At 56.4% G+C, this 25,546-nt stretch carries 24 protein-coding genes; 7 read left to right on the forward strand and 17 right to left on the reverse strand.

Annotation, left to right across the window (positions count from 1 at the left end):
* Both moaE and ACOTZF_RS20590 read left to right on the forward strand, forming a co-directional pair.
* Entirely contained in the window at positions 1-453 is a 453-nt protein-coding gene (gene moaE / locus ACOTZF_RS20585; RefSeq protein WP_038984995.1) for a molybdopterin synthase catalytic subunit MoaE, read from the forward strand.
* 58 nt (positions 454-511) lie between these two features.
* Positions 512-1,219, forward strand: a complete 708-nt coding sequence (locus ACOTZF_RS20590) for a Bax inhibitor-1/YccA family protein (RefSeq protein WP_014831151.1) — start codon at positions 512-514, stop codon at positions 1,217-1,219.
* 111 nt (positions 1,220-1,330) lie between these two features.
* On the opposite strand, the gene ACOTZF_RS20595 is transcribed toward ACOTZF_RS20590, so the two are convergent.
* The 3 genes from ACOTZF_RS20595 to ACOTZF_RS20605 are packed head-to-tail and all read right to left on the reverse strand — an operon-like array spanning position 1,331 to position 4,289.
* Positions 1,331-2,293: a lysylphosphatidylglycerol synthase domain-containing protein gene (locus ACOTZF_RS20595; RefSeq protein ID WP_013097488.1), complete on the reverse strand. Its 963-nt coding sequence runs from the start codon at positions 2,291-2,293 to the stop codon at positions 1,331-1,333.
* Positions 2,293-3,531 carry a cardiolipin synthase ClsB gene (clsB, locus tag ACOTZF_RS20600; protein WP_129318077.1) on the reverse strand — a complete coding sequence of 413 codons (1,239 nt, stop codon included), beginning with the start codon at positions 3,529-3,531 and terminating at the stop codon, positions 2,293-2,295. Before clsB ends, ACOTZF_RS20595 begins: the two co-directional genes overlap by 1 nt.
* Positions 3,528-4,289 carry an endonuclease/exonuclease/phosphatase family protein gene (locus tag ACOTZF_RS20605; protein WP_013097486.1) on the reverse strand — a complete coding sequence of 254 codons (762 nt, stop codon included), beginning with the start codon at positions 4,287-4,289 and terminating at the stop codon, positions 3,528-3,530. Before ACOTZF_RS20605 ends, clsB begins: the two co-directional genes overlap by 4 nt.
* A 133-nt stretch (positions 4,290-4,422) precedes the next feature.
* Here ACOTZF_RS20605 and ACOTZF_RS20610 point away from each other — a divergent pair, with 133 nt between their 5' ends.
* A complete protein-coding gene (locus ACOTZF_RS20610) occupies positions 4,423-4,833 on the forward strand; it encodes a YbhQ family protein (RefSeq protein WP_014831155.1) in 411 nt (136 codons plus the stop codon).
* On the opposite strand, the gene ACOTZF_RS20615 is transcribed toward ACOTZF_RS20610, so the two are convergent.
* From ACOTZF_RS20615 to cecR, 5 genes are read right to left on the reverse strand one after another with little or no spacing between them, the layout of a single operon-like run.
* Positions 4,795-5,901 carry an ABC transporter permease gene (locus tag ACOTZF_RS20615; RefSeq protein ID WP_038984991.1) on the reverse strand — a complete coding sequence of 369 codons (1,107 nt, stop codon included), beginning with the start codon at positions 5,899-5,901 and terminating at the stop codon, positions 4,795-4,797. The genes ACOTZF_RS20610 and ACOTZF_RS20615 overlap by 39 nt on opposite strands.
* 9 nt (positions 5,902-5,910) lie before the next feature.
* A complete protein-coding gene (locus ACOTZF_RS20620) occupies positions 5,911-7,044 on the reverse strand; it encodes an ABC transporter permease (protein ID WP_045295681.1) in 1,134 nt (377 codons plus the stop codon).
* On the reverse strand, positions 7,034-8,773 hold the full coding sequence (locus ACOTZF_RS20625) for an ATP-binding cassette domain-containing protein (RefSeq protein ID WP_013097482.1): 1,740 nt from the start codon (positions 8,771-8,773) through the stop codon (positions 7,034-7,036). Before ACOTZF_RS20625 ends, ACOTZF_RS20620 begins: the two co-directional genes overlap by 11 nt.
* On the reverse strand, positions 8,766-9,761 hold the full coding sequence (gene hlyD / locus ACOTZF_RS20630; RefSeq protein ID WP_013097481.1) for a secretion protein HlyD: 996 nt from the start codon (positions 9,759-9,761) through the stop codon (positions 8,766-8,768). The genes ACOTZF_RS20625 and hlyD overlap by 8 nt, the downstream gene beginning before the upstream one ends.
* Positions 9,758-10,435, reverse strand: coding sequence for a transcriptional regulator CecR (cecR, locus tag ACOTZF_RS20635; protein WP_129318078.1), 678 nt, complete (start codon positions 10,433-10,435; stop codon positions 9,758-9,760). The genes hlyD and cecR overlap by 4 nt, the downstream gene beginning before the upstream one ends.
* Positions 10,436-10,642: 207 nt before the next feature.
* Here cecR and rhlE point away from each other — a divergent pair, with 207 nt between their 5' ends.
* On the forward strand, positions 10,643-11,995 hold the full coding sequence (gene rhlE, locus ACOTZF_RS20640; protein ID WP_038418948.1) for an ATP-dependent RNA helicase RhlE: 1,353 nt from the start codon (positions 10,643-10,645) through the stop codon (positions 11,993-11,995).
* A gap of 97 nt (positions 11,996-12,092) precedes the next feature.
* Entirely contained in the window at positions 12,093-14,270 is a 2,178-nt protein-coding gene (gene dinG / locus ACOTZF_RS20645) for an ATP-dependent DNA helicase DinG (protein WP_129251498.1), read from the forward strand.
* Here the strand turns inward: dinG and ACOTZF_RS20650 are convergent.
* The 5 genes from ACOTZF_RS20650 to ACOTZF_RS20670 all read right to left on the reverse strand — a co-directional run bounded on the left by ACOTZF_RS20650 (position 14,257) and on the right by ACOTZF_RS20670 (position 19,611).
* Positions 14,257-14,757, reverse strand: coding sequence for a fimbrial protein (locus tag ACOTZF_RS20650; protein ID WP_038984985.1), 501 nt, complete (start codon positions 14,755-14,757; stop codon positions 14,257-14,259). The genes dinG and ACOTZF_RS20650 overlap by 14 nt on opposite strands.
* Positions 14,758-14,767: 10 nt before the next feature.
* Positions 14,768-15,751: a fimbrial protein gene (locus ACOTZF_RS20655; RefSeq protein WP_013097476.1), complete on the reverse strand. Its 984-nt coding sequence runs from the start codon at positions 15,749-15,751 to the stop codon at positions 14,768-14,770.
* A 23-nt stretch (positions 15,752-15,774) separates the two neighbouring features.
* Positions 15,775-18,270, reverse strand: coding sequence for a fimbria/pilus outer membrane usher protein (locus tag ACOTZF_RS20660; RefSeq protein WP_058683727.1), 2,496 nt, complete (start codon positions 18,268-18,270; stop codon positions 15,775-15,777).
* 71 nt (positions 18,271-18,341) lie between these two features.
* The gene (locus ACOTZF_RS20665; RefSeq protein ID WP_129318079.1) at positions 18,342-19,016 is read right to left on the reverse strand and encodes a fimbrial biogenesis chaperone; all 675 of its coding nucleotides are present in this window, start codon (positions 19,014-19,016) and stop codon (positions 18,342-18,344) included.
* Positions 19,017-19,077: 61 nt separating this feature from the next.
* Positions 19,078-19,611, reverse strand: a complete 534-nt coding sequence (locus tag ACOTZF_RS20670) for a fimbrial protein (protein WP_029882477.1) — start codon at positions 19,609-19,611, stop codon at positions 19,078-19,080.
* 225 nt (positions 19,612-19,836) lie between these two features.
* On the opposite strand from ACOTZF_RS20670, the gene ybiB reads away from it, so the two are divergent.
* A complete protein-coding gene (gene ybiB / locus ACOTZF_RS20675) occupies positions 19,837-20,799 on the forward strand; it encodes a DNA-binding protein YbiB (RefSeq protein ID WP_029882476.1) in 963 nt (320 codons plus the stop codon).
* A gap of 114 nt (positions 20,800-20,913) precedes the next feature.
* Here the strand turns inward: ybiB and ybiJ are convergent, their stop codons facing one another.
* From ybiJ to mcbA, 3 genes are all read right to left on the reverse strand, one after another.
* Positions 20,914-21,174, reverse strand: coding sequence for a DUF1471 family protein YbiJ (gene ybiJ, locus ACOTZF_RS20680; RefSeq protein ID WP_013097471.1), 261 nt, complete (start codon positions 21,172-21,174; stop codon positions 20,914-20,916).
* Between the two features lie 285 nt (positions 21,175-21,459).
* On the reverse strand, positions 21,460-21,726 hold the full coding sequence (locus ACOTZF_RS20685; protein WP_129318080.1) for a DksA/TraR family C4-type zinc finger protein: 267 nt from the start codon (positions 21,724-21,726) through the stop codon (positions 21,460-21,462).
* A gap of 116 nt (positions 21,727-21,842) precedes the next feature.
* Positions 21,843-22,109 carry a DUF1471 family periplasmic protein McbA gene (gene mcbA / locus ACOTZF_RS20690; protein ID WP_013097469.1) on the reverse strand — a complete coding sequence of 89 codons (267 nt, stop codon included), beginning with the start codon at positions 22,107-22,109 and terminating at the stop codon, positions 21,843-21,845.
* Positions 22,110-22,352: 243 nt separating this feature from the next.
* Between mcbA and rlmF the strand changes: the two genes are divergently transcribed.
* Positions 22,353-23,261 (forward strand): 23S rRNA (adenine(1618)-N(6))-methyltransferase RlmF, encoded by a 909-nt coding sequence (gene rlmF / locus ACOTZF_RS20695; RefSeq protein ID WP_129251496.1) that lies wholly within the window; start codon positions 22,353-22,355, stop codon positions 23,259-23,261.
* Between the two features lie 45 nt (positions 23,262-23,306).
* Here the strand turns inward: rlmF and ybiO are convergent, their stop codons facing one another.
* Positions 23,307-25,520 carry a mechanosensitive channel protein gene (gene ybiO / locus ACOTZF_RS20700; protein ID WP_129251495.1) on the reverse strand — a complete coding sequence of 738 codons (2,214 nt, stop codon included), beginning with the start codon at positions 25,518-25,520 and terminating at the stop codon, positions 23,307-23,309.
* Between the last annotated feature and the right edge of the window lie 26 nt (positions 25,521-25,546).

Here is a 25,546-nt window from a genome sequence, read left to right on the forward strand (position 1 = left end):
ATGGTTGATACGCGAATTCTGGTTAGCCCTGAGCGCTTTAACGTCGGTACGGAATATCACTGGCTGGCAGAGCGCGATGAAGACGGTGCTGTTGTGACCTTCACCGGTAAAGTGCGTAACCACAACCTTGGCGACAGCGTAAAAGCGCTGACGCTGGAACACTATCCGGGCATGACCGAGAAATCTCTGGCTGCGATCGTCGAAGAGGCGCGAGGCCGCTGGCCGCTCGGGCGTGTGACGGTTATCCACCGTATCGGTGAGATGTGGCCGGGCGAGGAGATCGTTTTCGTGGGGGTGACCAGCGCCCATCGCGGCAGCGCGTTTGCCGCCGGGGAGTTCATCATGGATTACCTGAAAACCAAAGCCCCGTTCTGGAAACGTGAAGCGACGCCGGAGGGGGAGCGGTGGGTTGAATCGCGCGACAGCGACAAACAGGCCGCCAGCCGTTGGTAACAGGTTTATGTGGATGTGTTAGTCTTAACGTGTGTGTCTACTTAATCAGGAGTGAATCATGGACCGATTTCCGCGTTCCGATTCGATAGTACAGCAGACCCGTAGTGGCCTGCAGACGTATATGGCTCAGGTTTATGGCTGGATGACGGTAGGCTTACTGCTTACCGCATTTATCGCGTGGTATGCGGCCAATACCCCTGAACTGATGATGTTTATCTTTTCCAGCAAAATCACCTTCTTTGGGCTGATCATTGCGCAACTGGCACTGGTGTTTGTGCTCTCCGGTCTGGTACAGAAGCTGAGTGCCGGGATGGCGACCACCCTGTTTATGCTCTATTCGGCACTGACGGGGCTGACGCTTTCCAGCATTTTCATCGTCTATACCTACTCCTCCATCGCCAGCACCTTTGTGGTCACTGGCGGGATGTTTGGTGTGATGAGCCTGTACGGTTACACCACCAAACGTGACCTCAGCGGTCTTGGCAACATGCTATTCATGGGGTTGATCGGGATTGTGCTGGCGTCGCTGGTAAACCTGTGGCTGAAGAGCGACGCGCTGATGTGGGCGGTGACCTATATCGGGGTGGTGATTTTCGTTGGCTTAACCGCCTACGACACCCAGAAGCTGAAAAACATCGGCGAGCAGATTGACGTGCGTGACAGTTCCAACCTGCGGAAATACTCAATTCTGGGTGCCCTGACGCTGTATCTGGACTTCATCAACCTGTTCCTGATGCTGCTGCGTATTTTCGGCAACCGTCGTTAAATACTGCCCCTCACCCTAACCCTCTCCCACAGGGAGAGGGGATTGTACGGTGCGGTTTTTCTCCCTCTCCCTGTGGGAGAGGGCCGGGGTGAGGGCATCAGACCGCTGCGCCTATTTTGCCATCGCCTTCTCGTTCTTCGCTCTTAGCTTCTTCGCCCGGCTCTCAAGCACCAGATAACAGACCGTGGCCAGCGCCAGCGGCAGGAAGTAATAGAGCATGCGGTAGGCGAGCAGGGCGGCGATAATCGTCCCATGAGAAACATGTTCTCCGGCAAGCAGGGCGATAAATACCGCTTCCAGCACCCCAATCCCGGCCGGAATATGTACGATCACCCCGGCAATACTGCTCACCAGCAGCACCCCCAGCACGAAGAAATAATTCACATCTTCGCCAATGAGCAGCCAGATAATTGCCCCCATCGCCATCCAGTTGGCGCTGGAAACCGCCATCTGCAGCACGGCAAATTTCCATGAAGGTAAAACCAGCTTTTGCCCTTTGATGGTCATATGGCGGCGTCTGGCAAAGGCGCAGGCCCAGAGATACAGGGCGATAATGAGCAGGAGCGCGAAACCCAAAATCCGCAGCGTGGCTTCATCGATATACCAGTGTGCGGGCAACTGCACCACGCCGATGGTAAAGATCACCCCACCCAGCAGAATATAACCCAGCCAGTTGGTGGTGATGCTCAGCGAAAATATACGCGTGATGGTCCCACCGGGCAGTCCCAGGCGCGAGTACAGGCGATAGCGCATGCCAATCCCCCCGACCCAGGTGCTGAGCGTCAGGTTAAAGGCGTAGCAGATAAACGACACCAGCATGACCTGGCGTTTTGCCAGCTTGTGGCCGCAGTAGGCGCGGCCCAGCAGGTCATAGCAGCCGTACATCAGATAGCTGACAATCACCAGCCCAACCGCTCCCAGCAGCACCATCCGGTTGTAGTTGCGGATGACTTTCCACACCTCTTCCCAGTCCACCTTTTGCGCGTAAACCACCAGCAGCACCGCAACGGCAATAAAAAACAGCCAGGTCAGGATCTTTTTCGCCATTCGCCAGCGTGGATGCGATTTAGACATCAGGTTTTCCCTCCATCTTCCGCCTCAATGCGGTCCTGGGTTTCCATCTCGGGTTGAACAGGCGGATCCACCAGCGCAAGTTTTGGGGTATGCGCCGGCAGCCAGCCCACCATCGCCGGGAAATGGCGCAGGAAGTGGAACACCACTACGCTGATCCCCAGATTCCACCAGGTGCGTTTTGGCACCATGGACTCGTCCACGCGTACGCAGTCGTTGACGATCAGACCCTGCAGGTTATCCCGCAGGTTCTGGTTAAACTGGCGATCGTGAATGATCAGGTTCGCTTCCAGGTTAAGCGACAGGCTCAGCGGATCGAGGTTACTGGAGCCGACGGTCGCCCAGTGATCGTCCATCAGCGCGACTTTGCCGTGCAGCGGTCGGCGACGGTATTCGTAGATCTGCACTCCGCCTTTGAGCAGGTAGTTATAGAGCAGCCGCGCGCCGACTTTGACGATGGGCATATCCGGCTCGCCCTGCACAATCAGCTTCACGCGGACGCCGCGTCGGGCAGCACTGCGCATGGCGTGCAGCAGCCGGTAGCCCGGGAAGAAGTAGGCGTTGGCGATGATCACTTCGCGTTTGGCATTCGCCAGCATTTTCAGGTAGTGGCGCTCAATATCGTCCCGGTGCTCGCCGTTATCCCGCCAGACGAACAACGCCTGCGCTTCGCCGGGCTTCCGGTTCTCTTCCGGACGATGGCGGCGCTTCCACCAGCGTCGGGCGGCATCTTTGCCGGGTAAGTTTTCCAGTTCAAACAGCAAAATGTCCTGAACCACAGGCCCTTCGATGCGGATGGCGTAATCCTGCTTGGCCTCCGGGCCGTAGTCAGACATATGCTCGGCGGAGTAGTTAATGCCACCGACAAACGCCACCGTCTCATCAACGACGACGATTTTGCGGTGCATCCGGCGAAAGAGATTGGTACGCATGCCGAACAGGCGAGGGCCGGGATCGTAGTAGCGGAACACAACGCCTGCGGCAGTGAGTTCATTCACGAACGCATCGCTAAGATCGGGCGAGCCATAGCCATCCAGCAGCGCTTCAATTTTGACGCCGCGCTGGGCGGCGCGCAGCAGCACGCTGTGCAACTGTTTGCCCACATCATCTTCAAACCAGATAAAGGTCTCGAGGATCACTTTATGCTGCGCGCGGTCTATCGCATCAAAAACGGCGGGGTAATATTCGTCCCCGTTGACCAGCAGCGTGATCCGGTTGCCTTCCTGCCAGGTACATTTCATAAGTGGATCTCCGCGCTCAGCGGGGCATGGTCGGAAAGGTGGCGCCAGTTAAGCAACGCCAGCGCGGTCGGGCTGCTGGCATGGGCGTTTTTCACATAAATGCGGTCAAGCCTCAGCAACGGGAAGCGCACCGGAAACGTGCGCGCAGGTCTGCCGTGCGCGCGGGTGAAAATTTCCTCCAGCCCGGCCTCCACTTTCAAAGGGTGGTTAGCCCGCTGCCGCCAGTCGTTGAAATCCCCGGCAATGACCACTGGCTCTCCTTCGGGCAGGGCGTTAGTCCACTCGGCCAGCATCTGCAGCTGTGCCTGGCGATGCGCTTCCCGCAGACCGAGATGCACACAGCCAACGTGCACCGGAAAATCGAGATCCGGCGGGGCGATACGGCAATACAGCAGCCCACGCTTTTCGCTTTCGCCGACGGAGACGTCCCGGTTCTCGTAATGTTCAATGGGATAACGCGACAACACCGCATTTCCGTGATGCCCTTCAGGATAGACCGCATTGCGGCCGTAAGCGTAATCACTCCACATGGTGTCGGCCAGAAATTCGTAGTGGGGCGTGTCGGGCCAGTTTTCGAAGTGCATCGGATGGACCTCGTGCGCGCCCATCACTTCCTGCAGGCAGACAATGTCCGCGCTGACGGTGCGAACCGCGTCGCGCAGCTCCGGTAAAATGAAGCGGCGATTAAATGCTGTGAAGCCTTTATGAATGTTTATCGTCAGCACTTTAAGCGAGAAATGCTGCATTTTTTTGGTCATAAGCTCCTTCCTGAGTGACTATCCCAATGAAAATAAAGTGTAGTCGTCGTCACAAAAAGATGCGGTGTTACGGAATTTTCCGTAAAGTGCGGTAGTCTGATTAAGCAGAGAAAAATCCTTCAGGAGAGAAGCCATGAAGTGGCAACAACGTGTTCGTGTCGCAACGGGTCTAAGTTGCTGGCAGATAATGTTGCATTTACTGGTCGTGGCCGTACTGGTGATGGGCTGGATGAGCGGCACGCTGGTGCGTGTTGGCCTAGGACTATGCGTCCTCTATGGCGTCACCGTGCTGTCGATGTTGTTCCTGCAGCGCCATCATGAAGCGCGCTGGCGCGAGGTGGGTGATGTGCTCGAAGAGCTCACCACCACCTGGTACTTTGGTGCCGCAATGATTGTGCTGTGGCTGCTGTCCCGCGTGCTGCAAAACAACCTGCTGCTGGCGCTGGCCGGTCTGGCCATTCTTGCAGGGCCTGCGGTGGTCTCTTTGCTGGCCAAAGAGAAAAAGCTACGCAATGTTGCGTCTAAACATCGCGTACGCCACTGACCCCGTCGTGGCCGCTATGACCAGTAGCGGCCACAAACTTCCCCAGATAATATCCAGACTCGCATCCTTCAGATAAATTTGCTTGGTGATATCCGTAAAGTGACGAATCGGGTTTATCCACGTCAGATCCTGTAACCACACCGGCATATTCTCAACCGGCGAAACATACCCGGAGAGCAGGATGGCCGGCATCATAAAGACAAACACGCCAATAAACGCCTGCTGCTGCGTGGAGCAGAGCGCGGAAATCAGCAGGCCAAACCCGACCAGCGACAGCCCGTAGATCAGCATCGTGAAGTAGAACAGCGCCAGCGACCCGGCGAACGGGATCTGGTAGGCCCAGATCCCCACGCCCAGCACGATGGTGGCCTGGAACGTGGCAACAATCAGGGCGGGAACCGCTTTACCGACGAAGATTTGCCAGGTCGCCAGCGGGGAGACCAGCAGCTGATCGAGCGTACCTTGCTCGCGTTCGCGGGCGACGGACAGGGAGGTGACGATCATCACCCCAATGGTGGTAATCATGGCGATCAGCGACGGCACCACAAACCATTTGTAGTCCAGGTTTGGGTTGTACCAGTTACGTACCACCAGCTCGCTGTTGTTGGGCTTCGGTTTCCCCTCCATCAACTCCTGCTGATAATCCTTCACCACCTGTTGCAGATAATTCGCGGCAATCTGCGCGCTGTTGGAGTTACGCCCGTCGAGGATCAACTGCATGGGCGCGGGCTGGAAGGTGTCCAGATTGCGGGAAAAATCAGCCGGAAAACGCACCAGCAGCAGCGCTTTCTGGGTATCGATGGTGGGCTGGATCGCCTGTGGGCTTTTCAGCAGCAGGATATGGGTAAAAGCCTTCGCCCGGGCAAAGCGCTGGGTCAGCTCGACGGAATGTTTACCGTTGTCTTCGTTGTAAATCGCGATGGTGGCGTTGGTCACCTCAAGCGTGGCGGCAAAAGGGAACAGAAACACCTGGATGAGCACCGGCAACACCAGAATGGCGCGGGTTTGCGGCTCGCGCAGCAGCGATTGCAGCTCTTTGCGTATTAACGTCCATAAACGGTGAAACATGTTCGCTCCTTAATCCAGACGCCGTTTGGTTTTCATCCACGTCAGCCCAATAAACATCGCCGCCGACGCCAGCAAAAACAGGGTATTGATAATCAGCACTACCGGAATATTCCCCGCCAGGAACAGGCTTTGCAGCGTGCTGACGAAATAGCGCGCCGGAATTATGTAGGTCACGGCACGGATCACCGCGGGCATGCTGTCTATCTGGAAGATAAACCCGGACAGCATAATCGACGGTAAAAAGGCGGCGTTCAGCGCCACCTGCGCGGCGTTAAACTGGTTGCGGGTGACGGTGGAGATGAGCAGCCCCATGCCCAACGTGCTCAGCAGGAACAGGCTGGTAATGAAAAAGAGCAGCACCAGCGAGCCGCGGTACGGCACCCCAAGGATAAACACCGAGACCAGCATACAGAGCAGCATCGCCAGCATGCCGAGGAAGTAGTAGGGGATAAGCTTACACAGCAGCAGCTCAAGGCGCGTCACTTCGGTTGAAAGCAGCGCCTCCATGGTGCCGCGCTCCCACTCGCGGGCAATCACCAGCGAGGTCAGGATTGCGCCAATCACCGTCATAATGATGGTGACCGCACCCGGGATAATAAAATGCTGGCTGATGGCGGCAGGGTTAAACCAGTAGCGCATCTGTACGTCGATCAGCGGTTCGAACGTTTCACCCCGGTCTTCGGCGCGCTGCATCTGCCAGAGCTGCCAGATCCCCTCTACGTAGCCCTGGACAAAGTTGGCGGTATTCGGCTCGCTGCCGTCAGTGATCACCTGGATCGGCGCAGCGGTATCTGCCCGCGCCATGTTGGCGGCAAAATCGACCGGGATCACCACCAGACCGCGGATTTTCCCGGCCTGCATCTTCTGAATAAGCGCTTGCCGGTTGTCGCTGATGGTGGCCTCAATGTAGGGCGAGCCGGTCATGGCGTGGGTGAAATCCAGCGCCTCTTCGCTCTGCTGCTCCAGTAATATCCCAACCCGCAGCTTGCTGGAGTCGAGGTTGATCCCATAGCCGAAGATAAACAGCAGCAGAAGCGGGATAACCACCGCAATCAGCCAGCTGCTGGGGTCACGCACGATCTGACGCGTCTCTTTGATGCACAGCGCGCGCACCCGGCGCCAGGAAATCGCGTTATTGCGCATCGGCATTCTCCTTATCCCAGTCGTGGATGAGGGTGATAAACGCCTGCTCCATGGTCGGGTCCGGCACCTCGTCGTCTGCAGCCTGGGCTTTCAGGTCATCCGGCGTGCCGTGGGCAATCAACTTGCCGCGATAGACCAGCCCGATACGGTCGCAATACTCCGCCTCGTCCATAAAGTGGGTGGTTACCATCACCGTTACCCCTTTCTCCACCATACTATTGATGTGCAGCCAGAACTCGCGGCGGGTGAGGGGATCAACACCTGACGTGGGTTCATCCAGAAACAGAATATCGGGCTCGTGCATCAGCGAGCAGGCCAGCGCCAGCCGCTGTTTGAAGCCAAGGGGCAGCTCATCCGTGGCGTGGGAAGCGATAGCTGTCAGGCCAAACGCCTCGCTCATCCGGTGGATTTTCTCGTCCTGGGCGCGCCCTCGCAGGCCGTAAACGCCGGAGAAAAAGCGCAGGTTCTGCTCGACCGTCAGGTTGCCGTACAGCGAGAACTTCTGCGCCATATACCCCAGATGCTGGCGCGCCTTGCCGGAGCTGACTTTCAAATCCATATCCAGTACCAGCGCTTTGCCGGACGTAGGCACCAGCAGGCCACACATCATCTTAAAGGTGGTGGATTTCCCCGCGCCGTTTGGCCCGAGCAGGCCAAAAATTTCACCGCGCTTCACCGCGAAATTGACGTTATCGGTGGCGGCGAAATCACCGAATTTTTTGGTCAGGGATTTGGCTTCGATCACCGTCTCACCCGGCGTACCTTCTACCGTGTGCAGGATCGCCCCGAGCGGCGATTCCGAAGTACCCGCTCCGCCCAGCAGATCGATAAACGCGTCTTCAAAGCGGGGAGCCGTCTCTTCCATCTCAATGTCAGGCATGCCCGGCGCGTGACGAATATCCGCTTCGGTCGCCTCTTTGGTCAGGATCACGCGCACCGAACGGCCCTGAATCATCCCGTCGCTGACCTGGGGCAGCTTCAGCACCCGTTGCAGCAGTTTGCGGTTCGACTCCTGCGGGCTGTGCATCAGGAAACTGCGTCCGGCCATGCTTTGGGTCAGCTTCGTCGGTTCTCCCTGATAAAGCAGCTCGCCTTCGTTCATCAGCAGCACATCGCGACACTGCTCGGCTTCATCCAGATAGGAGGTGCTCCAGAGGATCAGCATTCCGTCACCGGCCAGCTCGTGCACCATCTGCCACAGTTCGCGGCGTGAAATGGGGTCCACGCCCACGCCGGGCTCATCCAGCAGCAGCACTTTCGGCTCGCCGACCAGCGTACAGGCCAGCCCCAGCTTTTGCTTCATCCCGCCGGAGAGTTTGCCCGCCAGACGATCGGTGAAGGGACCGAGGGAGGTGAAGGACAGCAGACGGGCGAAAGTCTGCTGACGGGTTTCACCGGTCACGCTGCGCAGATCCGCGTACAGATTAAGGTTTTCCATCACCGTCAGGTCTTCATAGAGACCAAACTTCTGCGGCATATAGCCGAGCATGGCGTGGAGTGCACCGTCATCTTTAATCGGATCGAGTCCGAGCACGCTGGCCGCCCCTTCATCGGGCTTAAGCAGGCCTGCCAGCATCCGCATCAACGTGGTTTTGCCTGCGCCGTCCGGACCAACCAGCCCGGTTACATAGCCTTTCTGGATGGTGCAGTTCAGCGGCGCGACGGCCGGTTTTTCCATGCCCGCGAAGCGTTTGACCAGATTGTCGAGCCGGATAACCGCGTCATTCATGTCGTTCCCCGCTGTTCACTTTTACGGTGACTGGCATGCCCTGACGCAGCGCATCGTCCGCATCGGTGACGATGATGCGCAGGCGATACACCAGGTCGGTACGCAGATCCGGCGTTTCCACCGTTTTTGGCGTGAATTCAGCGGTGGGCGAAACAAAGCCCACTTTGCCGTGATACGGCTTATCGGGACGACCGTCGGTATAGAGCAACAGTTCGCGACCCGGCTGCATCTGGCCGAGGTTTGGCTCATCAATGTAGGCGCGCACCCATACCGGACGGGTGAGCGACAGGGTTAAAACGGTGCTTCCGGCGTTGAGCATGCTGCCGGGCTCCACGGCGCGGGTCATCAGCGTGCCGTCAGACGGTGCCACCAGCGTGGTGTCATGCAGATCGAGTTCCGCCTGGGCCAGCTGGGCCTGCGCCTGTTCAAGGCTGGCTTTGGCCTGGGCGATATCCTGCGGGCGGTTACCGGTGTGGTACTGACTCAGTTTGTCCTGTGCGGATTTCAGCGTTGCCTGAGCCTGATCGCGTGATGAACGGGCGTTTTCCAGATCGTTGGCCGAAATAGTGCGGCTTTTCCACAGCCCCTGCTGGCGGGCATAGAAATTCTGCGCATAGTCATAGGCTGCCTGCGCCTGTTTGACTGCGGCAGCAGCCTGGGCAATCTCTTCGTCACGATAACCGGCCAGCATCAGATCATATTGCGCCTGGGCGACGGAAACCCCGGCTTTTGCCTGCATTAACGCGTTCTCGTAGGGCGCTTTATCAAGCATCCCCAGCGTCTGCCCGGTTTTGATGGTGTCGCCCTCATCCACGTTAAGCGACGCCAGCCGCCCCCCGACGCGGAAGCTCATGTTCACGGTGCGAATATCAACGTTACCGTACAGCGTCAGGCCGCGATCCTGATGGCTTTGATACCACAGCCAGCCACCGACGCCTGCGGCAAGCAAAACAACAACCACCAGAATGATGGCGACAGGTTTTTTCATGACTTCAGGCTCCTTTGCGTTAAGCCTTGCAGGATCAGATCCAGATGACAGGTGATAACCTGGCTAATCTGCGCGGCTTTATCCTCATCAAATTGTGTCCAGCCGGTGCGTAACAGAATCGTTTCTCGCCCCAGACGGAAGGCCAGAATCTCACCCAGCAGGGCGTGGGTATGCAAAATCGTAGCGGTATCGTTGGCGTCTTGCCCGGTATAGGCCGCGATCAGCCGGGTAAGGTGCGTGTGCATCGGGGCAATCACCTGGTCATGCACCAGCTGGTAGGCGGCAGTGGGGAAGAGCTGTTCACGGGAGATAAATCGACTCAGGTTCAGCGTGTCGTCGTGCGTCAGCAGGCGGATCATGTTGTGGCAGGCGTTGAGGATCAGCTGGCGGATAGCGTCACGATTGGGTGACGGCTGGCTGAGCAGCGCGGTGGCTTCCTCCACGTGCGGGTGAAACTGCGTGCCAATAAAATCGGCGATCCACTGGGCACAGGCGAGGTATAAATCCTCTTTTGAGCCAAAATAGTAGGGGATAGCCGCAATGTTTTGCCCGGCCTGCGCCGCGATATCCCGGGTGGTGGCGTGCAAGCCATACTCACCAAACTGCGCCAGCGCGGCAGCAATAAGCTGGCTTTTGGCCTGTTCGCCTTTAGAAGTTGTCGGGGTTGTATTCATAGCGGCATTAAAAATTAATCAATCGATTGATTAAGATTATGCCTGATTAGCGAAATCGTCGAGGGAAGGTGGAGGGATATTTTATGCGCCACGTCACAAAAGCTGCTACACTCCGCCCCTTCGCGACATTGTGGTTTTTGTCCTCCCCTATTCGTTATATCTCCCTGAAAACTACACCTGTGATGGTCGGGGCGCTTCGGAGTTTTTATGTCTTTTGATTCCCTTGGCCTGAACCCGGAAATTCTGCGCGCGATCGCAGAGCAGGGCTACGTTGAGCCAACCCCAATCCAGCAGCAGGCGATCCCTGCCGTTCTGCAGGGCCGTGACCTGATGGCCAGTGCCCAGACCGGGACCGGTAAAACCGCAGGCTTCACCCTGCCACTGTTAGAGCTGCTGGTAAAAAATCAGCCGCACGCGAAGGGGCGTCGCCCGGTTCGTGCGCTGATCCTCACCCCAACTCGCGAGCTGGCGGCGCAGATTGGCGAGAACGTGCGTGATTACAGCCGCTATCTCAACATTCGTTCGCTGGTGGTTTTCGGCGGTGTGAGCATTAACCCACAGATGATGAAACTGCGCGGCGGCGTGGACGTGCTGGTGGCAACGCCGGGCCGTCTGCTGGATCTGGAACATCAGAACGCCGTGAAGCTAGATAACGTCGAAATTCTGGTGCTGGACGAAGCCGACCGCATGCTGGACATGGGCTTTATCCACGATATTCGCCGCGTGCTGGCTAAGCTCCCGCCGCGCCGTCAGAACCTGCTGTTCTCCGCGACCTTCTCCGACGAGATCAAAGCGCTGGCTGAAAAGCTGCTGCATAACCCGCTGGAAGTTGAAGTGGCGCGCCGCAACACCGCCTCTGAGCAGGTGACCCAGCACGTGCACTTCGTTGATAAAAAGCGTAAGCGGGAACTGCTCTCCCAGATGATTGGTCAGGGTAACTGGCAGCAGGTGCTGGTCTTTACCCGTACCAAGCACGGTGCAAACCACCTGGCGGAACAGCTGAACAAAGACGGTATTCGCAGTGCGGCTATCCACGGTAACAAGAGCCAGGGGGCGCGTACCCGTGCGCTGGCGGACTTTAAATCCGGTGATATCCGCGTGCTGGTGGCAACCGACATCGCTGCCCGTGGTCTGGACATTGAAGAGCTGCCGCACGTGGTGAACTACGAGCTGCCAAACGTGCCGGAAGACTATGTTCACCGTATCGGCCGTACTGGTCGTGCGGCGGCCACTGGCGAAGCGCTCTCGCTGGTCTGCGTGGATGAACACAAACTGCTGCGCGACATCGAACGCCTGCTGAAGAAAGAGATCCCGCGTATTGAAACGCCGGGATACGAAGTGGATCCGTCCATTAAAGCGGAGCCAATTCAGAATGGTCGCCAGCAGCGTGGCGGCGGTGGACGCGGTCAGGGCGGCGGCCGTGGTCAGCAGCAGCCACGCCGTGCCGAAGGCGGTGCGCCTAAGTCGGGCAATAAACCGCCTCGCCGCGACGGCGAAGGGAAACCGGCAGGAGAAGGGCAGCGCCGTCGCCGTCCGCGTAAACCGGCTAACCCACAGTAATCTGGAAGCCCGGCCGTAAAGCCGGGCTTTTCTTTTTGCGGCGACGAAAATAAAGTGCCACAATAGTGGCTGTTTATACAGTATTTCAGGTTTTCCGATGGCTTTAACCGCGGCGCTGAAAGCGCAGATTGGTGCCTGGTATAAGGCACTCCAGCAGCAGATCCCCGACTTTATCCCCCGGGCACCACAGCGGCAGATGATTGCCGATGTGGCAAAAACGCTCGCCGGTGACGACGGGCGACATCTGGCGATTGAAGCACCAACCGGGGTCGGTAAAACCCTCTCTTATTTAATCCCGGGCATCGCTATTGCGCGGGAAGAAGAAAAGACGCTGGTGGTCAGCACCGCTAACGTGGCGCTACAGGATCAGATCTTCAGCAAAGACCTGCCGCTGCTGCGCAAAATTATCCCCGAGCTGCGTTTTACCGCCGCCTTTGGCCGCGGACGTTATGTCTGCCCGCGTAACCTGGCGGCGCTCGCCAGCAGTGAGCCCACCCAGCAGGATCTGCTGGCGTTTCTTGATGACGAACTGACGCCAAACAACAAGGCGGAGCAGGAACAGTGTGCGAAGCTGAAAGCCGATCTCGACAGCTACAGATGGGACGGTTTGCGCGATCACACCAGCCAGGCCATCGGCGATGATTTATGGCGCAGGCTCAGCACCGATAAAGCCAGCTGCCTCAACCGTAACTGTCACTACTACCGCGAGTGCCCGTTTTTTGTCGCCCGGCGGGAGATCCAGGAAGCGGAAGTGGTGGTCGCCAATCATGCGCTGGTGATGGCGGCGCTGGAGAGCGAGGCGGTGCTGCCGGAGCCGAAAAACCTGCTGCTGGTGCTTGATGAAGGCCACCATTTGCCTGACGTAGCCCGGGATGCGCTGGAGATGAGTGCTGAAATCACGGCCCCGTGGTTCCGCCTGCAGCTCGATCTGTTCTGCAAGCTGGTGGCCACCTGCATGGAGCAGTTCCGTCCTAAAACCACGCCGCCGCTGGCGGTGCCCGAGCGTCTGAGCGAACACTGTGACGAGGTCTACGGCCTTATCGCATCCCTGAACAACATTCTGAATCTTTATCTCCCGGCGACTCAGGAGGCAGAGCACCGTTTTGCCATGGGGGAGCTGCCGGACGAGGTGATGGAGATCTGCCAGCAGCTGGCGAAGCATCTGGAAAAGCTGCGCGGCCTGGCCGAGATGTTCTTAAACGATCTCAGTGAAAAGACCGGCACCCATGACGTGGTGCGTTTGCACCGTATTCTGCTGCAAATGAACCGTGCGCTGGGCATGTTTGAAGCGCAAAGCAAACTCTGGCGGCTGGCCTCAATGGCGCAGGCGTCCGGCGCGCCGGTCACCAAATGGGCCACCCGCGAAGTGAGAGACGGGCAGGTGCACCTCTTCTTCCACTGCGTGGGCATCCGCGTGGCCGATCAGCTGGAAAAGCTGATCTGGCGTAGCGTGCCGCACGTGGTGGTAACGTCAGCGACCTTGCGTTCCCTGAACAGCTTCTCGCGGCTGCAGGAGATGAGCGGCCTGAAGGAAAAAGCGGGGGACCGCTTCGTGGCGCTGGACTCGCCGTTTAATCACTGCGAGCAGGGCAAGCTGGTGATCCCGCGCATGCGCTATGAGCCGCTTATCGATAACGAAGAGCAGCATATTGCCGAAATGGCCGCCTATTTCCGCGAACAGCTGGAGAGTAAAAAATACCCCGGCATGCTGGTGCTGTTTGCCAGCGGACGCGCCATGCAGCGCTTTCTGGAACATGTTACCGATCTGCGTTTACTGCTGCTGGTGCAGGGCGATCAGCCGCGCTACCGGCTGGTAGAGCTCCACCGCCAGCGCATCGATAACGGCGAGCGCAGCGTGCTGGTGGGGTTACAGTCTTTTGCGGAAGGTCTGGATCTGAAGGGCGACTATCTGACCCAGGTGCATATTCACAAAATTGCCTTCCCGCCCATCGACAGCCCGGTGGTGATCACCGAAGGAGAATGGCTGAAAAGCCTCAACCGCTATCCGTTTGAGGTTCAAAGTCTCCCGGCGGCGTCGTTTAACCTGATTCAGCAGGTGGGTCGTCTGATTCGTAGCCACGGCTGCTGGGGCGAAGTGGTGATCTACGACAAGCGTCTGCTCACCAAAAACTATGGTCAGCGCCTGCTGAATGCCCTGCCGGTGTTCCCGATAGAACAGCCGGAGGTGCCTGAAATAAAAAAACGCCCGGCAAAACAGACTGCCGGGCGTCGGAAAAGCATCCGTGCTAAGGGGCGCGGTCCTACTGGTAAGTAAAGGTGGCCTGAACAACGCTGTTGAAGGTACCCGCCGTCACAGGCAGGGCGGTAGCGTAATAGCGTGCCGCCATGGGAAAATCGGCGGTGTGGGTACCGGCGTCAATCACCACGCTGAAGCGGGCTTCGGGGGCAAGCACGATGTAATCCAGACGGTCGGCCAGCTCTAATGCCACCCCTTTGGCGGTGCCACTATTGGCGAATTTAAAGGGGTGGTCCGTATCGCGGGGGCCGTCAACGCTGATGGTGGCAACCGTCAGCGTGGGCGGACAATTGGTGAGCTTTAAATCGAAGTTTTTCCACGGGCCGGTGTCGCCGATATCCTTAAAATCACTGGCGACGGCCTGTCCCAGATCCACCACCATGTTCTGGCTGGCGCTGTCTACCTGGCAGGTGGTGTCGTAAATATTCCCTTCGATATTGAGCGTGACGTCGGTCGCGCCCGCAGAGAGGCTCGTCAGAGCGAGCAAAAGGGATAACGTTTTCATCTTCGCTCCGTTACTGGTATTCAAGATCGATGGTGGCAATTGTATTGGCTTTCCCCGCTGTGACGCTGGCATCCGTCTGGTAATACTGCACCGCGAAGGGGATCACATCCGGAACGCCTGGTTCGGCTCTTCCACCCACCGGGATTGGGTAGTCGTATTTAAGATCGACACCGTCAAGCAGCATTCTCACCCCCACGCCCGTGGCGCTGTCGCTGCCGGGCGTCAGGTTCAGGACATCTGCATACTGGCTGTTGATGCCATTTGCGCTGGTTACCGAGGCCGTAAGATTAACCTCTTCGGTACAGGTAGCGGTGATGTTGAAATACTTCCAGGCGGTATAGCTGCCCACGTGGGTAAATTGCGACACCGGGAAATTGCCGAGGGTCACCGTCAGATTTAGCGGATCAATAGAACAGGTCGCCGTTCTTTCGCTGACCGTGGCGGAATAGTGGCTGGTATTACGTGCACCAGAAATCCCCACAGAGTTAAAAACCCCGAATCCATAGGGATCCTGCGCGAGCGAAAGGGTACCGCTGCCGATATGAGATGCCGTTTTGATTAACCGCTGGGTGTAGCTGAAAGAAAATGTTTGTCCGCTGTCGCTGCTGACCGTCCCAATGGGCGTGGCGGTTGTATCGCATGAGTACCCTTTGCCGCGAACGATCTGCCCGCTGCTGTTCAGAAGCTCAATGCCGATGCCGTCAACATTGGTGGTATACACGCCCGGCATGCCAGGCACTTCCGTTCCCGTTCCGTAATAGCAGGAAATTAGGGTGTGATTCGTCATCGTGCCGGTACAGCTGCCGTTAACGGTATGGGTCTTTGCTGAACCCGGGATGACGCCGCCAATATCGAGTGTTGTGGGAACAGAAAGGGTGCCCGCATCAAGGGTATAAGGCAGATCGGCGCTGTCACAGGAGGTTGCCGCCTGGGCATGCGGCACCAGACACGCGCTCGTGAGTAAAACCAGCAGTGCGAAGACATATCTACACATGTTCATTTTTTCCTCGGGAAGGGTCATACACACTGCGCCGTAACGTTAAGAACAGGGCCGTCGGCTTTGGTGGGCAGGTGATAAGTTGCCGTGCAATGGCTGTCGGCGGTTTTCCCCCAGCTGACGTTAACCGTACCAGTCTCGTGCATACCGGTGAGGTACACCTGCCCGCCGTCGCCTACGATAAATTCACCGTCCTCATGGGCCTGAGATGCCGTTGCGCCAAAGGGGATCGGGCGACCATCCGCGCGTTTTAGTGTCATCAACACCCGACTGCCTACGTGGGTTTCATAATGTGCTCGCACGATGGCGCCGCGCGTTGGCGTCACTGTTTTGGCGGCCTGGTCGATATCGGCATTTTCCGGCAAGGTTTCGGTGTTCAGCGCGAGGGTGTTGTGACGGTATGGCGAAACGTACGGCACAATGGCATAGCCGCGAAAATCGGTGTTAATGCCTGTCTGATTGGTGACGTTGGTGTCGTCTGCGCCCGGCGCTTCGATCAGCGCAGCGGTCTCCCCCATCGGCTGACCAAGGGTGATGCCGTGCGCATGGGCGATCATGCTGCCCTGAAGACCGACATTGAGCTGTTGTTGCTGGTTATCCTGGGAATACCCGGCGCTCACTTCGCCGTAGGTGCCTTTATAATCGGCATTCAGACTGGTGCTGTCCCCGCTGCTCTGACTATGGCCCTGCTGAACCCCCCAACTGAGGTTATTACCGGCCAGCGCCGTGCCGTTCAGACCCACGCTTTGGGTTGTTTCGTGCTTCGTGCTGTTCAGGTTGTAGTTCACCCAGGTGTTGCTGAGCCAGCGATCGAGCGGAACGGAGACGTTAAACGCGATCGTCTGCTCGCTGGTTTTCTCATTATTATCATCCCCGCTGTCACGCGTGTTTTTATCCAGTCCGTAACTGAGACCGTAGCTGATGCCGTGCCAGGAGTTGTTGTAGCCGAGGTTCAGTGAGGTCATCCCCTGGCTTGAATTCCAGTAGTTCTCTTTGACCAGGCTTAACGTCAGGGAACCAAACGCCCCGCCCAGGGACTGGTCGACAGTCGCCTCCTCGCGGCTGCGGCGCGTGTCCGGCGTTTCCCAGTCGTCATTACGGGTATGGGAATCCAGCGTGTCCTGCAGGGTGTAGAACCCCTTGCTGTTATAGCGATAGCCAGCAATGGAAAAATGGGTACCGGTGGTGGCGAAATCTTTGCTGTAGCGGATGCGCCAGGAGCGCCCGCGGGTGGGATCCTGATCCTGCATCTCTGATTTGGCGTCGGTGACATCCACCGAAAAGGCCCCGAGATCGCCGATATTCTTGCCGACCCCCAGCGCCAGCGCATCGTAATACTGGCTTGCCTGCACGCCGCCGTAGACTGTAAAGCCGTAAGGCAATCCGTAGATTGCCGTACCCTGCATAAACGGGGTTTTTTCGACGTCGTTGTCATAGCTGCGATAGCGCCCCGCGGTGAGGCTGTATTTAAAGCGGCCTTCACGCTGCAACACCGGCACTGACGCATAAGGCACCACAAAGTGCTGTTCGCTGCCGTCCGTCTCTTTCACGGTGACGTTCAAATCGCCGCTTCCGCCGGTGGGGTAGAGATCGTTAATCTCGAACGCGCCGGGAGCGACATAGTTCTGGTAAATGACGTAACCATTCTGGCGAACGATAACCTGGGCGTTACTGTGCGCCGTACCGCGGATCACCGGCGCAAAGCCCTTCATGCTGTCCGGGAGCATGTCGTCATCCGAGGCGATCTGCGCCCCGGTGTAAGAGATGCTGTCAAACACATCGGAAGGGGAAGAGCTTTGGCCGAATGTGACGTTCCCGCCAAGGGCGATAATATCGCGCTGGGCGTAGGTATAGACCGAAGAAAACTGGCTCTCTGCGTCACCGTCACCGCTGGTTTTGCTCCAGGTGGAGTAGTTACGAAAACGCCACGCCCCGAGGTTAAGACCCGGACGCAGGTTAAGAAACTCGCTGCGCTGATCGCTACCGTTTTCACCTTTGCCGCGGTTGTTCCCGGCGGTGAAGCTGTAATTGAGCAGCAGGGCGTTAATTCCCTCGTCATACTCCTGCGGGTCGACGTAATCACGCGGTACCTGGGTAATCGCGGTCTGGGGAATGCTTAACAGCAACTGCTGCGGATTAACATGAAACGTTGCGCTGGCGGAGGGGATCACGCTCAGGTCAATACACTGCGCCTTATCGTCCTGCCCGAATTTTTCGGTATTAATACCGAAGCTTTTTAACTGGGCGGCGCTAAGGCACGGCTGCAGGGTTGATTTACCGCTGGCGTCTTTCTTCAGCGTGAACTCAATCTCTTTGCTTGCCACTTTATTATTGTTGACGTAAACGTCAACGTGATATTTACCGGGAGCCTGACCGGGACCAATCTCATAGATACTAAGGTCGGTTTTACCCTGGCCTGGGTTATCAATATCCAGTAGCGCCGGGTTGAAATAATCATCGGCCAGCACTTTTTGCACGCACACACCCAACAGCGTGCAGCCCAATGCAATAAGCATTGAGCGTCCGTGCTGTTTGGGTGGTTCGGTGGAGTAGTCCCAGCTCATAATAATTTTTGCTATTCCAGACGTTATTTAATCTGTGCTCTATAGGACTGGCTAATACCGCCGTAATCATTGATGATTTTCCAGCTCACGGTGTGTGCTGTAATATTTCCGGGTGTCGCGAAATGGGTTTCACTTTTTGGGCCAGCATAGGTGGCTTTATCGACCTTTTTACCGTCGAGCGTTATTTCCTGGAAATTCATATAAAACGGCGTGGGGTTTTCGACAATCAGCTGGTTTCCCCTGGTGTGCCAGGATAATTGCGTGGCGACATCTTCCGGTTTTCCGGTAATACCTGACGGGCGATAAAGCAGCTTAATGCGGGTTTTAATCGCAATCTGCAGCGTATTAACGCTCTCATTACGCGCAGAAGAGGGGATGGATTTAATATTCAACCAGAACAGCGATTCGCGATCGGCAGGTAAGTTTCCCCCGGTTCTGATGATGCGCAGAACGTTCTCTTGCTTCGCATCAAGGCGAAACAGCGGCGGCGTGATCAGGAACGGCGCTTTCTCACGTGCGTTATCTTCCGTTTCGACCCATGACTGCACCAGATAATCGAGATTGTCCGGGTTGGTGATCCCAATAGAGGATTCTTTTTTACTTTCTGGGTAGACCACGCGCGTGCCGCCAATGGTAATACCCGCATGGGCAACGGAGGCAATAAATAAAAAAGAGGAGGCCAGAAGATATTTTCGCATAGTGACACCGTAATAAAGCAATAACAGATATTAGCCACTGGGGTAGCTAATATCTGTTTTATTAGTTGTAAACGATAGTGAAGGTAGACGCGGCATTCGCCAGTCCGGCAGACACCGTTCCTCCGGTCTGGATATAACGTGCACCAAACTGCAGATCGTTTGTTGTGGTACCAGGCGTGAGCGTATATGCAGCAGAGGCCGTATATAAACTCAGTGGATTTTCTGTTTTATCCAGCAACTGAACACCCACTCCTGACGCCGAACCGGTTCCTGATGTCACAGCAAGAATATCTTTGTTGTTACTGTCAGGTGTCCCGCCGAATGTCACCGAGGCGCTGGTAACCGTTTCAGGACAATCTTTTAACTGAATACTAAAGCGGGTTGTCGAGGTCGTCGAACCACTTCCGGTAAATGCAGATTTAGACACCTTACCTAATGAAACATTAAGCGGATTGCTTAAACCGTTTACCACAGTACATGCAGAATCAATAATCTCACCTGTGAAATTAATTTGACCTTCACCACTGGACGCAAATACAGAAACGGAAGCACACGCCATCCCGGCGGCGATCCCCGCAATAATCATTTTTTTCATTTAAATCCTCTGAATGAAAGTATGGCACTTCAGGTATTAATCATCACGTGGCTGATTAATTCGGCATGAACTATCGCTGAGAACTATTTTTCGTTCAATTTATCTTCAGACCATTTTTACCCTCGAAGGGCGTTTGTCAGGGTGTCGGGAGAGAAAGGAAAATGATTACCCGCCAGGCATTTATCAGGGCTATAGTATCTGCAAAGAGCCGCAAGGAGAGATGTCGTGGACTATCGTAAAATTATCAAAGAGGTAGGGCGGGGGAAAAACCATGCCCGCGACCTGGATCAGGAAACGGCCCGTGCGCTGTATACCCATATGCTTAACGGCGACGTGCCCGATCTGGAGATGGGCGGTATCCTGATTGCGCTACGCATTAAAGGTGAAGGCGAAGCGGAGATGCGCGGTTTCTATGACGCGATGCAGGCGCAAACGCTGCGCTTAACGCCACCGGTAGCCAGACCGATGCCGATTGTCATCCCTACCTACAACGGCGCGCGCAAACAGGCGAATCTGACGCCACTGCTGGCTATTCTGCTGCATAAGCTCGGGTTCCCGGTAGTTGTCCATGGCGTTAGCGAAGATCCGACTCGCGTCCTGACGGAGACCATTTTCGGCATGTTAGGTATCGAGCCGACCCTGCACGCCGGACAGGCACAGGCAAAGCTGGATGGTCATCAGCCGGTCTTTATTCCGGTCAAGGCGCTCTGTCCACCGCTGGAAAAACAGCTGGATATGCGCTGGCGCATGGGCGTGCGCAACAGTGCGCACACCCTGGCGAAACTGGCGACGCCGTTTGGTGAAGCGGATGCCCTGCGCCTCTCCAGCGTATCGCACCCGGAGTATGTCACGCGGGTGGGCAAGTTCTTTGAAGATATCGGCGGCAGGGCGCTGCTGATGCACGGCACCGAAGGGGAAGTTTATGCCAATCCGCAGCGCTGCCCGCAGCTGGTGCTGATTGATGCCGCCGGCACGCGACCCGTGCTGGAGCGGGGTGAAGAGAATGTAGATGTGGTGTTGCCGGAGGCAAAAGATCCGCACACGACTGCGCACTGGATTGAGCAGTGTCTAGCCGGCAATGTCCCTGTTCCGCACGCCCTTAAGCTGCAGATGGCCTGCTGCCTGCTGGCAACCGGAGAAGTGGAGTCTGTCCAGGCGGGGTTAGCCCGTGTGGAACAGGCGTTTTAGGCAAAAAAAAGCCCGTCCAGTGGCGGACGGGCAAGCAAGGGTAACAACAGGGTCAATGAGGGTTGGAGCAGCTCACCAGAGGGTATGGTGAGGGTGGAGCATTAATTCAGTCGATTATTTGTAGATAACCGCAGTGCCGCTCAGCTTGTTATTGCCGTTAGCGGAGGTAATGGTGTATCCGCTTGCACCGGCCGCTGCGGCTTTCTCAGCCAGTTTGGCTTCCAGACCGTCCAGCGTGGTTGCGCCATCAGCACTCACCACACCCACTTTATTCATGTTCTGTGCCTGAGCAGAAGAAACGGGCTCTACAGCGAAAGCGCCAAAAGACAGAGCGGACAGGGCAACAGCAGCAACAGCATATTTGATGGTTTTCATAATTAATCTCTCGCAGGTTTTTCTGTTAAGGGGACGATGTTCCGTCGATGTGATAAGTATCACGTTTTTTTTCGGCAGATAAAATCGAAGAGAATTGACGTGGTTGCTCAAAAAAATTGAATGACAAATAACTTATTGAATATTAATAAATTCAGAAGGGCAATTTACAGTTCTTGTCGCTCCGGTTTACAGACGCATGATTCATGGCACATTTTGCTACGCGCCTGTTAAAAAATCGTGAGCGTAAAGGAAATCGCTTGCGCGGTGAACTTCGGTAAAGGAAAGTCAACGTAACTGGCTGTCTTTCGATCCTCTGCGATTATATCCTGAATGTGATTTGTTTTTTGAATCTTTATTCTGCTGGCAGGAGAGGCATAACCGTACTCCGGGCATGGCTTTACGGCGCGCTTCCGGAATCGTTTCTCCGCACTCTTCACATTCCGTTAAACTTTCACCGCGCGGAATTTCACCGCGAGCACGGGCAACGGCATCTTCAATGGTACTGTTGATCTGTTCGTTAACGGCGTCATCATTCGCCCATCCGGAAGCCATGGCTTATCCTCACGTTCGGTGTGTATCTTATTCATATGGGGTCAAAAAACGTACAGTCAAGACGGGGGTGAGAACTGCATCTGTCAGCCAGATGCAGTGGTTCTCGGAAGGGGAACTTATTTATAGATGGTTGCTGTGCCATACATATGGTTATCGCCGCCAGCGGAATTCACCACGAAGCCTTTCGCACCTTCTTCGCGCGCTTTTTCGGCCAGCTTGTTTTGCAGATCGTCAAGGTTACTTGCACGGCTTACCGAGACGGTGCCTGCGGGGCGCAGCTGGCTGGTATCGGTACTTTCGGTCAGTGACTGAACGGCCATGGCAGAAAATGACGCACTCGCCAGCGCGCCAGCGATAACAACAAGAGTCAGGTATTTTTTCATAATCACATCCTCAGGGGGAAACAACAGGTGATTCCCTTTAAGTTTAGAAGCCTGACGAGTGTGATTTAGCGCAAAAATTTGATGATGATCTGCTTATTTTTTGAACGATATAAATTGACAATTCGCTGACAGATCAGCGACATAAAGATCACTGATTTATGGCGTTTTTTTGCGCACAGCAGAGAGATATTTACCGTTGCTCCCGCACAGGGTATCTTACGCCGCTGTTTAAAGGAGAATGCCATGACTTCCAAGCCGGGATTACACCCGCGAAATCGCCACCGCAGCCGCTATGACATGAAGGCGCTATGCCAGAGCTGCCCTCCGCTGCAGGACTACATCGTGCAGACCCCAGCCGGTGAGCCTTCGGTCAACTTTGCCGACCCGCAGGCGGTAAAAATGCTGAATAAAGCCCTGCTGGCGCATTTTTACGGCGTTACGCACTGGGATATCCCGGAAGGCTTTCTCTGCCCGCCCGTGCCGGGGCGTGCCGATTATCTCCACTATCTTGCCGATCTTCTGGCTGACGATCGTGGCGGCGTTATTCTTCAGCAGGCCACGGTTCTGGATATTGGGACCGGCGCGAACCTGATTTATCCGCTCATCGGCGTGCATGAATATCACTGGCGCTTTACCGGGAGCGAAATTGGCGCTGAGGCGTTTGCCAGCGCGCAGGCGATCATTAATGCCAATCCTGGCTTAAGTCGGTCTATTCGCTTACGCCGTCAGAAAGATGCCGCCTCTATTTTCAATGGCATTATCCACAAGAACGAGCACTACGACGCCACCCTCTGCAACCCGCCATTCCATGATTCAGCGGCTGCCGCCCGCGCCGGGAGCGAACGTAAGCGTCGCAATCTGGGTCAGGCTGAAGATGGCGCGCTCAACTTCGGCGGCCAGCAGCAGGAGCTGTGGTGCGAAGGGGGCGAGGTGGCGTTTATCCTGCGCATGATCGCGGAAAGTAAACAGTTTGCCCGCCAGGTGAAATGGTTTACCACCCTGGTTTCGCGCGGCGATAACCTGCCGCAGCTCTACCGCGCGCTGACCGAAGCCGGTGCCGTGAAGGTGGTGAAAAAAGAGATGGCGCAGGGACAAAAACAGAGCCGCTTTATCGCCTGGACGTTTATGGACGATAACAAACGTCGCAAATAGCATGCCGTCGTAAGCCGGGTAAGGCGAAGCCGCCACCCGGCTCGGTTACAGCGTCGGCTCCTGCGGAGGGAGCTGCGAGGCAGGCGGCGGCAGCACCTGATACGTCTGCACCGGCATACGCACATCCGCCAGATCAAAGTGTTTTTTCACCATGCTGTCGAGGGCAAAACGTACCGTCCACTGTTTGAGCGGCTGGGTGGTGAACGACACGCGCAGGGTAAAGGCGGTGTTGGTCAGCCCGACAATACCGGCAAACGACGGCTCGCCAATCACCAGGCCGCGAATATCCTCCATGGCCATCATCTCATCTACCGCGTCCCGCAGCGCCTGTTTGGCTTTATCGGCATCTTCATGACGATCGACATCGTAATTTGCCACCACCGAGCCAATACCCCGGACGAAGTTGGCGAAGGTGGTAATCGATGACCACGGAATAATATGGTACGCCCCGGTGTCCTGGCGCACGCCGACGGATCGAATCGACATTCGCTCAACGGTGCCGGTCAGCGGCCCGATGGTCACCAGATCCCCGGTGTTCATGCCGTTTTCAAACTGAATAAAGATACCGGTGATAATGTCCTTCACCAGCGTCTGCGAGCCGAAGGAGATAGCCAGACCCAGCGCACCCGCACCGGCCAGCAATGGCGCGATATTCACGCCGATTTCCGAAAGCACAATCATAATCGTGATGGTACTGATGATAACCGCTAGCGCGTTGCGAAACAGGGTGAGCAAGGTGCGGGCACGCGCGCTTGGCAGCGGCCTGCCGTGAATGTCAGAGACCAGGCGGTTCTCAATCAGGCTGGCCAGCAGCGTCCAGCCTACGGCAGAGAAGAACAGGATCAGCGCGATACGAATTAAAATATCAACGGTCTTTTCCCCCGCGCCGTTGTGCAGCCAGTTCCAGAAATCGAACAGTCCCCAGGCATTGAGCAGCAGCATAATCGCCACACAGACGGTGAGAATGCGCGCCACCTTCAGTGAAACCGAAAGCCAGCCGTTCACCCGTTTTTGCAGCTCCGGGTAATTGCGCTGGACCTGAGCAGACAAGGTAATGGTTTTCGATAGCCAGCGAGAGAGCAGGCCGGAAACAAAGGCCGCGACGCCAATAATGGCCAGGCTTTTAAACGTGGCACCCATCATAAATTTCAGGCTGTTGCCGGGATCGAACAGCGAGAAGAAGCACAGCACAATGAAGTAAGTGCTGGCCAGCCAGTGCCACACCAGGGCAAAAGCGCGAATAAAGAGGCTAAAGAACGAAAGGGAACGGTCGGCCAGATGCAGCAAGCTCTCGGTGATCGTCTTTTTGTTACGGAAGATGAGGTAGAGCGCCCAGACGGTAATGCAGATCATAATCAGCACATTCGCCAGCGCACCAGACTGGACGTTCACCTGGTTGGAGATAATTGGCACGGCCACCAGCAGACCATAACCAATCAACCCGCTGAGCACGCTCAGACGCAGCGCCCAGTATCTGGCGCTGCTATCCCGAATAGTGAAAGGGCGAAGATCCGGCACGCGTGGGCAAAATATCAGCCGCAGCAGCGCCTTAAAGAACTCAATTACGGCGAAGGCATTCAGAAACAGCGCCTGCTGGAAGGCGATAGTTTTGTTGCCGGTATTCAGCCTGTCGGCCAGCAATTGCCCTGTAAACAACGTCAGCGCCAGCAGCAGTAAATCAATGATAAACGCGGCGGCGATCATCAGCGGCAGATGCAACCAGCTGCTTTTCTGCTGATTCTTCTTGCGACCCCATTGCCCCATTTTTCGGTACAGGGGCCACGCGCACAGGCGCACCAGCCAGTAAAAAATGAAGACGGCGGCCGCCAGCAGTAAAAATTGCGTGGCAGCCGCGGTAAACGTCCGGGGGTTAAAGGGCTTGTGCGAAGAGCCCATCAGGTTGCGATAGAGCTGGGCAAAGCGCGAGGAGAGGGCATCGGCATAGTGGCGGCTAACCTCAGTCACATTTTCCAGCACCGTTTTTTGCTCTTCTACCGGCGGCGGGGTGATGGTTGGAACGGGCTCCTGGGGCGGTGTGGCGGCAATTTTTCTCAGCTGATCGACTAACTCTTGCCGGGAGGTGTCGTTTTCCAGCACATCGGCAAGCGCACTGTAGGCGGCTTTTTTCTCTTCTGCATCCGGTTCCGGTGGAGGCGTTTTTTGCTGCGCAGTGGACGTTCCGGTGGTGACGCCGGGGATAGCAACGGCTATCGATGGCGCACTAAACAAGCTAAGCAACAACAGCAGGATCCACGGCACGGTGCCCTCCGGTGAAAATGTCGAAC

Source organism: Enterobacter cloacae complex sp. SHL021 (assembly GCF_049237765.1).
GTDB classification, from domain to species: domain Bacteria; phylum Pseudomonadota; class Gammaproteobacteria; order Enterobacterales; family Enterobacteriaceae; genus Enterobacter; species Enterobacter cloacae.